This is a genomic window from Epilithonimonas sp. 33E (assembly GCF_059372615.1).
Map to the genome: position 1 here is coordinate 3626131 of NZ_CM182009.1, position 14741 is coordinate 3640871.

The window sequence follows — 14741 nt, forward strand, 5'->3', positions numbered from 1 at the left end:
GTTCATAAAGACGCTTCGCTTAGATAAGATTTGTAATTAAATTCAAATTTACAAAATTCCTCTTGCTTTTATCTCCAGATATTTATTAATCACTTCTATATTGAGATTTTCCGGAAGTGTGTAAATGCTGTAAATCCCATATTTTCTGAGTTCCTGAATAATCAGTTTTTTTTCAAATTCAAATTTCTCAGCAATGATTTCGTCATAAATTTCCTGCATATTTTCCGGATTGGTATTCAGCAATTTGTGAACCTCAGAATTCTTGAAAAATATGACTACCAAAAGATGATTTTTAGCGATGCCTCGCAGGTATTTTACTTGACGATTTAGGGCGTCCAACGTTTCAAAATTGGTAAAAAGCAAAACCAAACTTCTTTGATTCAAATGGTATTTCGTATCCTGATACAACCTTCCGAAATCACTTTCGAAGAAATCGGTTTGAACGTTGTACAAAGCTTCGGAAATCTTTTTTAATTGTCCGGATTTATTATCTGCAGCAACCTTATTTTCTGTCTTTTTAGCGAAAGTCATCATTCCGGCGCGGTCGCCCTTTTTCAGAATAATATGTGACAAAGCCATAGTTGCATTGATCGAATAATCCAGCAAACTTAAGCCATTGAAAGGCATTTTCATTGTCCTGCCTTTATCAATCAACATCATAATCCGTTGTGATTTTTCATCCTGAAACTGATTGACCATTAATCTGTTGGTCTTGGATGTCGCTTTCCAGTTGATACTTCGGATGTCATCGCCCTGAACGTAATCCCGGATCTGCTCAAATTCCATCGTGTGTCCCAACTTTCGGATTTTCTTGATTCCGCCCAACAAAAATTCGTTTTGAAGCGCCATCAATTCATATTTTCTGAGATGGATAAATGATGGATAACTTGGCAAGTTCGCGTCTTTTTGAAATGCAAATCTTCTGGAAACCAATCCGATCGGCGAATTAACATAAATATTCAGATTTCCAAAACTGTATTCACCACGCTCTTTTGGTTCCAGAATATATTCGAACAATGAATGATTTCCACTTTCGATATTTTTCTTGATCAGGAAATCCCGTTTTTGAAACTGGAACGGAATTTCGTCAATGATCTTAGTATTGATATTAAAATTATAGTTGTTCCGGACATCAATTTTCACCGAATTTTCATCGCCATTGGAAAGTTTTTCCGGCAAGATTCTCTGCGCATTGATTCCTTCTTTGTTTTGAAATAAAATTAAAGCATCCAAAATCGTTAACAATAAAACAAAAACCAGTAACGAATTGGCTATCCACATCATCACCGGAAAGAAAAATGCCAAAACATAGCAGATTCCGACGCCGAATAATGCGAAGAAGAATTTGTTATTGAGGTATGTTTGTTTTAATGTTTTCATTTTGATATAAACCACAAAAGACACAAAGCTATTTGTATTGATTAAAATACTTGTTTACAAAAGTTTCTTGACCATTATTAAAAATATTTTTTACATTAAAGTTTATTAAAATACCTTTTGGAACTTTAAGTAGATTCATATAATTCAATACTTGTGCTCTATGAATATCATTCATTTCATTAACTGATTTTATTTCTAAAACAATTAAATCTTCAATTAAAAAATCACATTTGAAATTGCAATTTAGGTCTTTTCCTTTATAATTTATTGGGATAATTAACTCTGATTTATAACTAATATTTCTAATTCTAAACTCTTCTTCAAGACATTTATGATAAACTGATTCCAACAAGCCAGAACCTAAAATTTTATGAACTTCAATACAGGCTCCATTAATTTTATATGTTAAATCCGTTAAATATTCTTTTGTCATTTTTCATTTGTGCGTTTATTTTCTTTTGTTCCTTTTGTGGTTTATCACCTTGGAACTTCGATGCTTTCCAAGATTTGCCTGATGATTTCGTCCGCAGTCAAACCTTCCATTTCACGTTCCGGAGACACAATAATTCTGTGTCTTAAAACCCCAAACGATGCTTCTTTAATATCTTCCGGTGTTACAAAATCACGACCCCGGATTGCAGCAAAAGCTTTACTTGCTGCCAACAAAGCCAAACTTGCTCTTGGTGAAGCGCCGAGATATAAAAACTGATTTTCTCTTGTATTGATAATGATTTTTGCAATGTATTCCAGAAGGTTTTGCTCGACAATGATATCTTTTACCAATTGCTGATATTGCTTCAATTGCTGTCCGGAAATCACGGTTTGAACCACATCCGTTTTGTCTTCTAACTTATTATGATGTTGATTTTTGATGATTTCAATTTCCTGCTCCAGGTTTGGGTAACCCACTTGTATTTTGAAGAGAAAACGGTCGAGTTGCGCTTCCGGCAGTCTGTAAGTACCTTCGTGTTCGATTGGGTTTTGAGTAGCAACCACCAAGAATGGCTCTTCCATTGGATATTTGATGCCGTCCATTGTGATTTGACGTTCTTCCATCACTTCGAACAACGCCGATTGCGTTTTTGCTGGTGAACGGTTAATCTCATCAATCAAAACAAAATTCGAGAAAATGGGACCTTTTTTATATTTGAAATCCGCTTCCTTCACATTAAAAACTGATGTTCCCAAGATATCAGACGGCATCAGATCCGGTGTGAACTGTATTCTGCTGAAATCGACCGAAATTGTTTTCGCCAACAGCTTTGCAGTAATGGTTTTGGCGACGCCCGGAACGCCTTCTATCAAAACGTGGCCGTTCGAGAGCAGTGCTGCGAGCAAATGTTCAATCATATTCTCCTGACCGACAATCACTTTGGCGATTTCTGCTTTTACGCGTTCCAGATTATTTCGTAATTCCGTCATATCCAGCCTGGACTGGAATTCGGGCGCCTGATCTTGATATTGTTCTTCCATAATTATTATTTTAAAATTTGATCCAGAAGCTGATTCATCTTTATCAAATCCTCCTTCATCACACTGGCGTAAGGGTCTTGTCCTTTTTTCACCAATGCAACTGCTTCTTTTATAAGTTCTATGTTTTTTCCGGTTTTCAAATGTAATTTAATAATGAATTGCTCATCCAGATGCTGCGTATCGATCAGTAAATCCATTCTTATTCTGTTCAAAAAGTATTGAGCTTTTTTGGCCATCATCTCGTGAAAATCACCTTCCTGAAGGTAAAGATTCCCTATGCTTCTGATAAAATCGAGAGATGTGTTTTTTAATGGTTCGATCACCGGCACAATCCGTTGTTTTCTTTTCGCATTGAAGAACACAAAAATTACCAATCCCAGCAATAACAGATACCAGGCATACCTTAATGGTGGATTACCGAGAATGAATCTCAACGGCGACATAGACAACGGTGTGTCTGTTTCCACAAACCAAACCGTCTGTCTATCTGGGAGATATGACAAAACGTTTTCCAGGTATTTATTTTTTGACTTAAGGAGATAGTAATTTGTCAAAATCAATGGCTCCGAATGAACATAAAAATGTCCTTTTCCAAAATTGATTTTAACAAAATCTGCACTTATTGAAGATTCGTTATTACTTTTTTTATGCAAAGTTTTTCCAAGAATTTCAATGTCACTTCTGATGTAAGAAAAACCCTGATTATCCGGAAGCTTATCAATCAGTAACCGACTGTCTGTTAATTTCTTATCCGTTAGCTGAAGGTAATAATTGTCCTCGAAACTCACTGTTTTGAATCGAAAACCCAGCGTATCTCTCAATTTGGCAGTTGTGTTGTTGGTGAACCACATTACATCGGAACCGTTAGCCACTTCATTCATAATATATTCCCAGGAAACATCGTCTAGTTTTTTCTGAATGATTAAAATATTATGTGGTTTTTTATACTGTTTTTTTTGATAATAAGCATAAGGTGATATTCTTGCTTTTTCCAATTTGCCTTTGAATAAAGCGGTTGATTCCTGATCAAAAACATAAAGTCCAAAGGGTGTTTTTTTCTCTACATTATAATTTTTCCGCCAGTCCAAAACCGGCTTTTTGTTCATCTCAAACATACCCATCACAATCAGAATGATGATGAAAATAACAGCGTATATTTTGAAAGTTTTACTCATTAAGGTTAAATAATAAAATAGTTTTATCAGAATTTGTTAAAATAAGCTTTATAATGTTGATAATCTTTTTCTTCGGTTTTAAATTCTCCGTACCAGATGTAATCATAGATGTAAATGATGCGTCTGAAATCTTCCTTCAATTGATTGTTTTTCAATTCCCGCAGATAATCCCGATTGGTTTTTTCAGGATTCCAGGTAATGAGATTTTTATCTGATAATTTTTTCAGCGCCTGTAGAAAATGATAGCGGATTGCCGAACGGTAATCGTGTTGTTTCTCTAATTTCAAAATAGCTTCCGGAAAGTTGATTTCGTGGATATTTTCTTCCAGATCCTGATTCTTGATATTGATTTTCCTATTCTTCTTTCCAAACAAGAAATTCCCATCTTTAGACATCAGATACCGAACTAAAAGAAACAGCAAGGTTCCTATAATAACGATTCCAAAAAAACGCAGGATATTGACTGTATAATCATTCGCCTTGTTGGGATCGATATCTTTAAAAATCTTTGATAATAGTTTAGCAATCTGTCTTTTGACTTTATCCCAAATAGATTCTTTCGGTTTCAGGACTTCATAATCAAATTCGTTTCCTTTGTATTTGCTTTTATAATTAGGTTCAAAATTTTTAGGATAAAGCGTATTATCTGTAGAGTAATGGCTTTTGACTAATGAATCTGTCAGAATAAACTCTTGTCCTTGATCTGAATAATTTGCAGAATCGGTCACAACAACCTCTTCCACCTCTTCGTACTGAGAAAAAACAGGCGTTGCTAATGAAAAAGAAAACAGTAAAATAAAAAATCTAAATCTCACCCTGTCCTATTGTATCAATTTCATTGAGATCCAAATTTCTGTGCAGATCCGTACGGCTGTCATAATATTGCAGCCCGGCATTAACATACATCACATTATACAAAACAAAGGTCACCAGTATCGATATCCCATACATGAGGAACATAAATATCCCAAATCCTCCGGAAAAAAGCTGCGTCGGATCTTGCTGCGTTCCCATCTGTGGAATTGTAGCAAAACCGAAAATCATTATCATATATGGGATCATCGTGAAAATAGTCAAAACTACATAAACCATCAGAAAAGTGATAACCGTAGATCCCCAATATTTCCAAAACTTGGCTTTACGGGAATCAAACATATCTGCAAAATTGACTCTCATTGCATAACTCAGAGAATCGAAAAAGCTTCTTTTTGTACTTAAATAATCGAATAATGTGTGATTAACAACATTAACAAACGCCGGCATCAGCAAAATCAATAAGAAAAATCCAATAATGATAATCATTAGAAAAGACGAAATCGCCATCATAATGAGCATCAAAGGTGTGATAATGAATAGCATTCCCAAAAAGAAAATGATCATTTTCCCCACATTCTTTCGGATATCAGACAACATTTGATCCGGTTTAACATTTTTATTTCCGGTTTCTGCAACCCGCTTCATATATAGCACAGGAAAAGCGTACATAATAATACTAAGTGCAAGAATTAATATAAAAAAAATTGCGAAACCTAAAATCAATAATAAACTGTTATTCTGGAAATAAGCCTGAAAAAAATAAGTGTCTCCATTGACATTAGCGTTCATCAACTGTAAAAAGAATTCCCGATAACCAAATATGAAAATGATGACGAACAACAGCAGCAAAACACCATTAAGCGCAAAATAGTTCTTAAAATAATTTTTACCATATTCTTTGAAAAAGGTAAAAGTATCACTAATCAAATTACCGAATTTTCTCTCCTGGTACAGCTGCATAGTTTAGTTTTTTGAATACAATATAAGGATATATAAAATAATAAAAGGCAATAACGGATAATGTTCCAAAAATGATAATAATGTTCAGCATCAAAGGCATTGTCTGTGCATATCTTGTCACAAAACCTTCTATCAGCCCTGCAAATATGGTAAATGGAACTGTACTGAGATAGATTTTGAAACTATTTCTGAAACCCTGTTTAAAAGATTCTGATCTTGATAAAGTTCTGGGAAACAAAATGGAAGCTCCCAAAACAAGTCCGGCCATCGCTTCTACAACCATACCGAAAATCTCGAACGCACCGTGAAGCCAAATTCCTTTTGCACTTTCTAACAGAACATTCTGTGTTTTGAAAAAAAACTGAAATGCTCCTAACATAATGCTGTTCTGCATCAATGCATACAAAGTTCCGATTCCTCCGAAAATCCCGTAGATATACAGCTTTGTGCCAACCACAAGGTTATTAATGATAATCATGAGAGAGGTGCTCCAGTTAGCTCCTGTTCCATAGATAGCTGTCGGATCTCCTTTTTTGATATTTTCCAACGTCTGATTCACATAACCTTCACCCAATATAAGCGTAGCAAAATCCTTATCATAAACAGACGAAATAACACCAATTCCTACGAATAAAATAAAGAAAACAAATGCATAATACAGATAACGTCTATATTGGTAAACTGTCAGTGGCACTTCTGTAGTAAAAAAGTATTTGATCCGGTTCTCCTCTATCCTTTTAGTTTTATAGATCTTCTGAAAAATCTGCGAGGAGAGAAAATTGAGGTAAACCGTTGTTTTACTTTTCGGATAATAGGTTTGTGAGAATGAGAGATCATTAATCAGATTGATGTAAAGCGACGAAAGATCATCCGGATTTTTTTTCATTTTTCCGTTGATCACCTGCTCGATTTCCAACCATTTTGCTTTATTTTGCTTTATAAAAGCCACTTCTCTCATAATGCTAAAATAATAAAAATATGAATCAGATTGCCATTAATACTTCGCAAAATGTGAATGTTAATTTCACATTGGCCGGTGTTGGAGAAAGGATCTTAGCTTTTTTTATTGATTTGCTGATCAAGGGACTTTATGTATTTATTATATTTTGGCTGATTCGTAATCTTTTTGATTTCGCAGGTTTTGTTAATGGTATGGATGGATGGTCTATCGGCGCCATCATATTTATTATCACATTACCGGTTCACATTTATACTTTAGTTTTAGAAAGCATAATGGAAGGTCAAACCGTCGGAAAAAAATTAATGAAGATCAAGGTGGTGAAGATTGATGGTTATCAGGCTGGATTTGGTGATTACCTGATGAGATGGATTTTCCGGTTAGTTGACATCTATACCAATTCCGGAATTGTTGCCATCTTAAGTATGATTATTTCTAAAAATCATCAACGTCTTGGCGATATCGCAACAGGAACGGCAGTTATTTCCCTTAAAAACAATGTGAATATTTCGCACACTATTCTGGAGCAATTGAAAGAAGATTATGTCCCGACTTTCCCACAGGTTATTTTGTTAAGTGATAATGATGTAAGAATCATCAAAGAAAATTTCCAAAAAGCAGTCAGGGCAGATGACCGTCAAATAATTAATCGATTAACTCTTAAAATTGTAGAAATCCTCAAACTAGATCCCGATTCTATCAAGCTTACCCAAAGACAATTCATCAGCATTATCATCAAAGATTACAATTTCTATACAGGGAAAGATTTTTAGTAGATTTTGAATCCAATAAGTATATTTGCAGTAATAACCAACTTAAATTGAATCACGTGAAGAAATATCTTTTTCTCATTTTTTGCTTATGTTCCGGATTTCATTTTTCCCAGACTAAAGAACAGACTGAAACTGCACAACTAAATCAACAGGCGGAATTTCCAGGTGGTGAAAAGGCTTTCCGAGATGAGTTCATGAAAATGGTTCATGCTTATTTTGATATTACAGCTTACGCCGTCAATGGAAAATTTTCATTTATCATAACTATTGACGAAAAAGGAAAACCGAGTGATCTGCAAATCTACCCGAAAGTAAAATACGACGAAGAGTTCCGTCAGGATATGACTTTTGCAATGAAGCGAATCAAGAAAAAATGGAAACCAGCAATGAAAGATGGTGTTCCTATCAGTTCCAACCGAATTATCGAAATCAACTTTTCATCTGACCATGCAGATCATGGAGATTAATCTCATAATATGAAAAACATCTATTTATTACTATTTTTTACCAGTATACTTTCCAAAGCACAATATGAAAACTTCCCAAAAGACCAATCCCCTTACGATGGAGGAATGGAAAAATACTATGAAGATTTTCACAGGATCATCGCAGAGAAAAATCTGCAACCATGTATAAATCCGGACGAACTGTATAATTTCAAAGTTTTGATTATGCCGGATTCGTCTATAAAATTTGTAAAGGATGCGGATGAAAAAGATGTTGCTGAAAATCAATGTGCCTACAATCTAGCACGTGACGTGGCAAAATTCCAAACAGGATGGAAGTCTGCAATAATCAATGGACAAAGGACAGCTTCTATTGCGGAATTTCTTATTTATCCTGATGACCTTTTTGAAAAATACCAATCAGGGTATGACTCCTCCAGCGTCTATACTTTACCAATGTACAGTGGTGGAATTAATAAATTTAGAGAGCAAGTATCTAAAAACATTGACCTATCAAAGTTTAATTGGAACGGAAAATTTCGTGTGGTGACAAGATTTATTGTAGAAACTGACGGTTCAATTTCTGATATTACTCTGGAAGAGTCTTCTGGTCTAAGAGAGTTTGACGAGATGGTGATAAAATCAATTAAAAAGATCAAAGGTCAATGGACTCCGGGAAAAATCCATTCAAGACCTGTGAGATCTCGCATGAAATTTCCTTTGACATTTTCAATGGAATAACTCTGCCATTCTGTCACAATATTTTGTATCTTTGCAAATTAAACTCAGAAGCTTTTCTGAAAATTAAGTTTACAAAAGTGCAGGAAAAATATATAGACGAAACGAAACAAGGAGAGGCATTTGCCATTGCAGAAAAACCCGAAAACAGCAAAAAATTGTTTTTGGAAAGTTATGGTTGTCAGATGAACTTCTCCGATTCCGAAATCGTTGCATCCATTCTTAACGAACAAGGCTACAATACGACCTTGAATCAGGAAGAAGCTGATTTGATTTTGCTAAACACTTGTTCCATCCGTGAAAAAGCAGAGCAAACAGTTCGTATGCGTTTGTCTCAGTTCAAAAGTCTTAAAAAAGAAAAACCAAATCTTACCGTTGGTGTTCTTGGCTGTATGGCTGAACGTCTTAAAACCAAATTCCTGGAAGAGGAACAATTGGTTGATTTGGTTGTTGGTCCGGATGCTTACAGAGATCTTCCAAATCTCCTTAAAGAAACCGAAGACGGCAGAGACGCCATCAACGTTATTCTCTCAAAAGAAGAAACTTATGCTGACATCAATCCGGTTCGTTTAGGCGGAAATGGCGTTACAGCTTTCGTAACGATCACAAGAGGCTGTGATAACATGTGTACTTTTTGCGTGGTTCCTTTTACAAGAGGCCGTGAAAGAAGTCGCGATCCGCATTCTATTATTGATGAATGTAAAGATCTTTGGAATAACGGTTATAAAGAAATCACATTACTTGGACAGAATGTTGACTCTTACCTTTGGTATGGCGGCGGCCCGAAAAAGGATTTTGCCAAAGCTTCAGAAATGCAAAAAGCAACCGCTGTTGACTTTGCGCAATTACTAGAGCTAGTTGCCAATGCAGTTCCGGAAATGAGAATCAGATTCTCGACTTCCAATCCTCAAGATATGAACATCAATGTTTTTGAGGTGATGGCAAAGCACAAGAACATCTGTAAATATGTTCACTTGCCTGTTCAAAGCGGAAGCGACAGAATTCTTCAATTAATGAATCGTCAGCACACGCGCCAGGAATATCTGGATCTGATTAAAAAAGCTAAAGAAATTGTTCCGGACATTTCTTTTTCACAAGATATGATCATCGGATTCTGTACAGAAACGGAAGAAGATCACCAGGATACGCTTTCATTGATGAGAGAAGTGGAATATGACTACGGCTATATGTTTGCTTATTCCGAAAGACCGGGAACGCCTGCTCACAAAAAAATGGAAGACGACATACCTGCGGATGTCAAACAAAGACGTCTGGCAGAAGTCATTGCTTTACAAGGTGAACTATCCAGAAAAAGAATGGCTTCTTATGTTGGCAGAGTTCACGAAATACTAATTGAAGGGGTTTCCAAAAAGAATAAAAACCAATGGAAAGGCAGAAATTCTCAAAATGCTGTTTGCGTTTTTGATATGCTGGAAGGACAAAAAATTGGTGACATTGTTTCCGTTTTCGTTCATGGGAACACACAAGGAACGCTTTTGGGGGAAACGGTTTAATCATTCATAACCTAGAATTTTTAAACTCAAATTTCAAAAACATCAATTAAACAATGGCAGACTTACAATCTATAAAAAACCGCTTCGGAATCATCGGGAACTTTCCTGCGCTTAACCGTGCTCTGGAAAAAGCTATTCAGGTAGCGCCAACCGATATTTCCGTTCTTGTAATTGGAGAAAGTGGTGTCGGGAAAGAATTCATCCCGAAAATCATTCATTCAGAATCAAGAAGAAAACATCAGCCTTATATTGTTGTCAACTGTGGTGCAATCCCGGAAGGAACCATTGACTCCGAGTTATTTGGTCACGAAAAAGGAGCATTTACAGGCGCAACTTCTACCAGAAAAGGTTATTTTGAAGTCGCTGACGGCGGAACGATTTTCCTTGATGAAGTCGGAGAATTGCCTTTGCAGACTCAGGTTCGGCTTTTGAGAGTTTTGGAAAGCGGCGAATTTATGAAAGTTGGTTCTTCGCAGGTTCAGAAAACCAATGTAAGAATCGTAGCGGCTACCAACGTTAATATGATGAAAGCCATTCAGGATGGGCGTTTTCGTGAAGATCTGTATTACCGTTTAAACACGGTACAAATTGATATGCCTGCTTTGCGAGAAAGAAAAGGAGATATCCATTTGCTATTCAGAAAGTTTGCGATTGATTTTGCTGAGAAATACAGAATGCCTGAACTGAGACTGACTGATGATGCGGTTTCTTATCTGGAAAATTATTCATTCCCCGGAAATGTTCGTCAGTTGAGAAATCTCGTAGAACAAATGACTGTTGTTGAGCAGAATCGTGAAATCAATTCTGTGAAATTAGCAGAATATATCCCGATGAACGCCAACTTACCTGCTGTTGTCCAGAAAAATTCTGGCGGAAACTCCGGGTCAGACTTCAGTTCGGAAAGAGAGATTATGTATAAGATCCTTTTCGATATGAGGAGCGATATTAATGATTTAAAATCCTTAACTTCGGAACTAATTAAAAACAGAGGAAACAGCGATCTGAGTTCTCAGGAAAAAAATCTGATCAACAGAATCTACACACCGGAAACTCAAACGGCTAATCCTAATTCTTTGTTATATTTCGAAAATAATAACCAGAATGAAGTCCATCATCCGACAATCATTTCGGACAACGATGATCATCATTACAATGATGTAGAAGATATCGAAATTGAAGAAGCTAAACCAGAGTCCTTGTCACTTCAGAATAATGAAAAAGATTTGATTATCAAGGCCTTGGAAAAACACAAAGGCAGAAGAAATAGAGCAGCGGATGAGTTGGGAATTTCGCAAAGAACACTTTACAGAAAAATTAAACAATATAATCTTGAGGATTAATGATTCCAATATATCATCGTAATTTATTATTAAGGGCATTCAAAACTTGTATACTGTTATTTGTCTCGTCTTTCTTGATTTCCTGTTACAGTTTCTCAGGTTCTTCTTTGCGGGAAGATATGAAGACGATAAAAATCAATCCGTTTCCAAATAACGCTGCGAACAACTTGCCAAGTCTGAGCCAAGATTTTACGGTGGCTTTACAGAACCGTTTTCTACAAAGATCAGGCTTGAAAGGCGCAATAGAAAATCCGGATCTTTTGATAGAAGGAGAAATTACGGATTACAACATTACACCTACGAGTGTTGGAGCTTCTACAACCACGACAACAGGAAATATCATCCAGGCACAACAGAATAAACTGACCATTACGATAAAAGTTCATTATGAGAATATCAAAGATCCGACTTTAAATTTTGACCGAACTTACAGTGATGAAGCAGTTTTCAACAGTGATCTCGACCTGAATGCAATTGAAACGGCACAGGTTAAAATTGTAAATGAAAGAATCATCAACAAGATTTTCAATGATATTGTAGCCAACTGGTAAAATATGAATACAAGAGTTTTAGAATTAATCAAAAATCCGAAAATAATTACCGAAAACGACCTCCGGATTTTGGAATCGGAGTCGGCAAAAATGCCTTATGCACAAAGTTTAAGAGCGCTTTACCTCTACGGAATCAATCTTTATCAATCAGAAAATTATAAAGAAAATCTTTCTAAAACCGCTGCTTACACAACTGATAAAAAAATACTTTATCACTTCATTAATTCGGAAAAGAATTCGAAAAAAGAGGAAATTCCAGCTCTAATTACTCCAGAAGAAAGCACTGAAAATCCAACAGTTAATAATACGATCCCGGAAGAAATAAAACCCGCAGAGCCTGAATTAATTGCTGAAATTGAAAATGAAGAAAAGCCAGTTCTGAACAAGTTCGATGTTGAGAAAATCATTGAAGTTGAAGAAAAGAAGCAGAGTCCGGAATTTGTAGTAGTTGACGGCGAAAAGAATCGTCTTCTGTATGAAGGTGAAGAAAATTTCCTGGAAGAAAAAGCGCCAGAAGTCGATCTTGATGCAAGCAAGGAGTCGGGTCAATTAATTCTTAAGCAAGAAATTAAGGACATCAACGCTCAGATCGAAGTTGATGAAAACCGGTCAGAAGAATCGATTGCTGTACAAGAAGAACCAATTGTTGAAATCAAAACAGAACAATCTGTTGAGGAAGCTGAGTTGGAAACTTCTAACGATATCAGTTTTGGCGGCATTCAGGATTTTCTTCCAGATGTCAAATTCTCGGTCCCAAAAAACCATTTGGATTATCTCAATCCTCCTAAAAAAGAGAAAAAAGAAGAGAAACCGTTTGAAGTAAAAATCAATTCTGAATCTGAAAATAAGGAAGTTTTCGTTGATAAAATTCCGGAAAAAGAATTAGAAATTGATGATGCTAATGGAATCAGTTTTGAAAACACTCAGGCTTTTGAAATCGAAGCAAATAAAAATCAAAACATTGAGTCTGAAATTTTAGAAAAAACTCAGGAAATCAGTTTCGAAAACACACCAACTTTTGAGACAGAAGAAGCTAAAATTGAAGAAACGGAGCAACCTGAACCGGAAATAATTTCTCAAACTCAAAAAGTTAAAATTGAGGAAACAATTGAAGAACCTGTTTCTGAATGGAAACCGATGCAATTTTCCAATAATATTCCGGATGCTTTAATCGGAAAAACAGAAGAAAGAGAAATCCCGAAAATTATAGAAAAGATCGAAGTTACTGCATCAATTGAAGAGATAAAACCTCAAATTGTATCAAAGCCAATTGTTGAAGAAGAAATAGAATCAATCGTAGAACATAAAAACGAAACAGATTCGGAAAGACCTGTTTTCAATGTTTCATTTTTTGGAAACGAAGTTTCTAAAATCGAAGAGAAAAAAGAAGCTCCGGCAATAGAGGAAAAAACCGAGGAAACCACATCAAAAGAAAGTAATGTGGGAACTTTCATCAACACCTGGCAAAGCTGGCTGAAAATCGAAAGACCTGCTGAAGACACTTCAAAAGTAAAAGAAAAAATCATTGATAATTTCATCGAGAATAATCCTAAGATCTCTCAGTTAAAAGAAGAAAGCAACTATGTTGTAAAAGAGAAAAAAGACGATATTTCTCACCTGATGACAGAGACTTTGGCGAAGTTATACACAGAACAAAAACTGTATTCCAAAGCCATAAAAGCTTACGAAACACTTTCTGAGAAACATCCCGACAAGAAAAATTATTTCGAAGAAAAAATTGAAGAGATTAAAGAAATTAGAAAATCTTAAAACAAAAAGTCCCAAATTTGGGACTTTTTTATTTCAATTCGATTGGATTATTTCTGCTTTTGATTTCAGCTTCCATTTGTTTTTGTCTTTCCTGCTGCTGCTTCGGGTCAAAAGAAGGTCCACCGCCACCGCCAGCCGGCCCTCTTCCACCTCCGCCTTGGGCATTAAAAAAGCTCACAGGATCTTTCTGGAATTTTTTCTCCATATCCGCATACTTATTTTTCGGAATGTTAATAAACTGACCTCTGGTTTGTGGCTGCTGAACTTCCGCAATTTTTTTAGTCTGCATCAAGTCAAAGGAATAATCACCTTTTGCATCCTGAACTTTTACGATCAGACCTGGTAATCCGGAAAATTTATACGGTCCATCCTGCAAAGGAACTTGTTGAGTAAACCAGGCATACCAAGTCCTTCCTCCGAATTTAGTCTCGGCTTTTTGGGTTTGATAATCTCCGATTTTCACCGTTTCCGGCAAGATTTTCCAGTCAAAAGCAGGCGATTCGTTATAAGAATATTGATCTCTTCCGATTCTTGATTTATAAACCAGACTTTGATTGGTCAGGTCCTTTTCAATCGTGAATTGCATATTACTCCGCAAATTCTGCATCTGGGTTCTGTCAAAATTTTTGGTTGCTCTCATTCTTTCCATCAGAGAGTCTCTCTTCAAAGTGTTTTCTGCGTAGAAAAAAGATTTTTTTCCGTCCGTATCCAGATAGGCCTGTTCGGTTTTCTTTTCTGTGTTGGTAGAATCCGGCGTTAATGTTACCTGATAAACAAAGCGTGTGCTTTGCTGGGCCATCAGCATTGGCATTGCTAAAACACTTAGTATTTTTAATAATTTCATATC

Annotated in this window: 15 protein-coding genes; 7 read left to right on the forward strand and 8 right to left on the reverse strand. The window is 35.9% G+C overall.

Going from position 1 to position 14741, the window contains the following annotated elements:
- Positions 1-48: 48 nt before the first annotated feature.
- From AC5P2S_RS16670 to AC5P2S_RS16700, 7 genes are read right to left on the reverse strand one after another with little or no spacing between them, the layout of a single operon-like run.
- Positions 49-1380: a DUF58 domain-containing protein gene (locus AC5P2S_RS16670; protein WP_494555667.1), complete on the reverse strand. Its 1332-nt coding sequence runs from the start codon at positions 1378-1380 to the stop codon at positions 49-51.
- 28 nt (positions 1381-1408) lie between these two features.
- The gene (locus tag AC5P2S_RS16675) at positions 1409-1813 is read right to left on the reverse strand and encodes a GxxExxY protein (RefSeq protein ID WP_283416030.1); all 405 of its coding nucleotides are present in this window, start codon (positions 1811-1813) and stop codon (positions 1409-1411) included.
- A gap of 44 nt (positions 1814-1857) precedes the next feature.
- Positions 1858-2853, reverse strand: a complete 996-nt coding sequence (locus tag AC5P2S_RS16680; protein ID WP_283416029.1) for an AAA family ATPase — start codon at positions 2851-2853, stop codon at positions 1858-1860.
- A 5-nt stretch (positions 2854-2858) separates the two neighbouring features.
- Entirely contained in the window at positions 2859-4028 is a 1170-nt protein-coding gene (locus tag AC5P2S_RS16685) for a DUF4350 family protein (RefSeq protein ID WP_494555668.1), read from the reverse strand.
- Positions 4029-4054: 26 nt separating this feature from the next.
- On the reverse strand, positions 4055-4843 hold the full coding sequence (locus AC5P2S_RS16690) for a DUF4129 domain-containing protein (protein WP_494555669.1): 789 nt from the start codon (positions 4841-4843) through the stop codon (positions 4055-4057).
- Positions 4833-5804, reverse strand: coding sequence for an EI24 domain-containing protein (locus AC5P2S_RS16695; RefSeq protein WP_494555670.1), 972 nt, complete (start codon positions 5802-5804; stop codon positions 4833-4835). Before AC5P2S_RS16695 ends, AC5P2S_RS16690 begins: the two co-directional genes overlap by 11 nt.
- Positions 5773-6762, reverse strand: coding sequence for a stage II sporulation protein M (locus AC5P2S_RS16700; protein WP_120212242.1), 990 nt, complete (start codon positions 6760-6762; stop codon positions 5773-5775). Before AC5P2S_RS16700 ends, AC5P2S_RS16695 begins: the two co-directional genes overlap by 32 nt.
- 20 nt (positions 6763-6782) lie before the next feature.
- On the opposite strand from AC5P2S_RS16700, the gene AC5P2S_RS16705 reads away from it, so the two are divergent.
- The 7 genes from AC5P2S_RS16705 to AC5P2S_RS16735 all read left to right on the forward strand — a co-directional run bounded on the left by AC5P2S_RS16705 (position 6783) and on the right by AC5P2S_RS16735 (position 13894).
- Positions 6783-7535, forward strand: a complete 753-nt coding sequence (locus AC5P2S_RS16705; protein WP_494555671.1) for an RDD family protein — start codon at positions 6783-6785, stop codon at positions 7533-7535.
- 56 nt (positions 7536-7591) lie between these two features.
- Positions 7592-8002, forward strand: coding sequence for an energy transducer TonB (locus tag AC5P2S_RS16710; RefSeq protein ID WP_494555672.1), 411 nt, complete (start codon positions 7592-7594; stop codon positions 8000-8002).
- Positions 8003-8011: 9 nt separating this feature from the next.
- A complete protein-coding gene (locus AC5P2S_RS16715; RefSeq protein ID WP_494555673.1) occupies positions 8012-8722 on the forward strand; it encodes an energy transducer TonB in 711 nt (236 codons plus the stop codon).
- A 77-nt stretch (positions 8723-8799) separates the two neighbouring features.
- Positions 8800-10233 carry a tRNA (N6-isopentenyl adenosine(37)-C2)-methylthiotransferase MiaB gene (gene miaB, locus AC5P2S_RS16720; RefSeq protein ID WP_494555674.1) on the forward strand — a complete coding sequence of 478 codons (1434 nt, stop codon included), beginning with the start codon at positions 8800-8802 and terminating at the stop codon, positions 10231-10233.
- A 53-nt stretch (positions 10234-10286) separates the two neighbouring features.
- Positions 10287-11573, forward strand: coding sequence for a sigma-54 interaction domain-containing protein (locus tag AC5P2S_RS16725; RefSeq protein WP_120212238.1), 1287 nt, complete (start codon positions 10287-10289; stop codon positions 11571-11573).
- Complete coding sequence (lptE, locus tag AC5P2S_RS16730; protein ID WP_283416020.1) at positions 11573-12124, forward strand: LPS assembly lipoprotein LptE; 552 nt, start codon at positions 11573-11575, stop codon at positions 12122-12124. Before AC5P2S_RS16725 ends, lptE begins: the two co-directional genes overlap by 1 nt.
- A 3-nt stretch (positions 12125-12127) precedes the next feature.
- On the forward strand, positions 12128-13894 hold the full coding sequence (locus AC5P2S_RS16735) for a DUF8458 domain-containing protein (protein ID WP_494555675.1): 1767 nt from the start codon (positions 12128-12130) through the stop codon (positions 13892-13894).
- Between the two features lie 28 nt (positions 13895-13922).
- Here the strand turns inward: AC5P2S_RS16735 and AC5P2S_RS16740 are convergent, their stop codons facing one another.
- Positions 13923-14738, reverse strand: coding sequence for a GLPGLI family protein (locus AC5P2S_RS16740; RefSeq protein WP_283416018.1), 816 nt, complete (start codon positions 14736-14738; stop codon positions 13923-13925).
- Between the last annotated feature and the right edge of the window lie 3 nt (positions 14739-14741).